The sequence below is a fragment of the Bradyrhizobium sp. UFLA05-112 genome (genome assembly GCF_053572325.1).
The window spans coordinates 1-618 of the sequence record NZ_JBANBK010000220.1; the positions used below are offsets into that span (position 1 = coordinate 1).

Consider the following 618-nt stretch of genomic DNA (forward strand, 5'->3'; position numbering starts at 1 on the left):
GTGCCTTCAAATGCGCCGGTAGCAGTCGCCCATCGCCGGTACGCAAGGCCTCAAGCCGTGCCCGGCGGTTGCTCCGCAGCGGCGCGTAGTCGGATATCCCTTGCGCGAACAGAAGACCCTTGATCCGGTTCACATGCTCGATCCGCTCGGCGATCAAGGTCTTCCGCTCGCGGCAAAGCCTGCGATGGTCCTCTTCTTCCGGAGAGGGGGCAACGACCATCGCACAGACCCGCGGCTCGCCGCGCTTGTAGGCGAGAAGCGTCCGCAACAGCGTCTCGCCATCGAGCCTGTCCGTCTTGGCCCGCCGGCGCCGGCGGGCCAAGACGGACAGGCTCGATGGCGAGACGCTGTTGCGGACGCTTCTCGCCTACAAGCGCGGCGAGCCGCGGGTCTGTGCGATGGTCGTTGCCCCCTCTCCGGAAGAAGAGGACCATCGCAGGCTTTGCCGCGAGCGGAAGACCTTGATCGCCGAGCGGATCGAGCATGTGAACCGGATCAAGGGTCTTCTGTTCGCGCAAGGGATATCCGACTACGCGCCGCTGCGGAGCAACCGCCGGGCACGGCTTGAGGCCTTGCGTACCGGCGATGGGCGACTGCTACCGGCGCATTTGAAGGCAC

The 618-nt window shown here is 66.0% G+C and carries 2 pseudogenes; one reads left to right on the plus strand and one right to left on the minus strand.

Annotation, left to right across the window (positions count from 1 at the left end):
• Positions 1 to 319: pseudogene (locus SO180_RS42460) on the minus strand (IS110 family transposase); the annotation flags it as partial.
• Here SO180_RS42460 and SO180_RS42465 point away from each other — a divergent pair.
• Positions 300 to 618, plus strand: a pseudogene (locus SO180_RS42465) (IS110 family transposase); the annotation flags it as partial. The pseudogenes SO180_RS42460 and SO180_RS42465 overlap by 20 nt on opposite strands.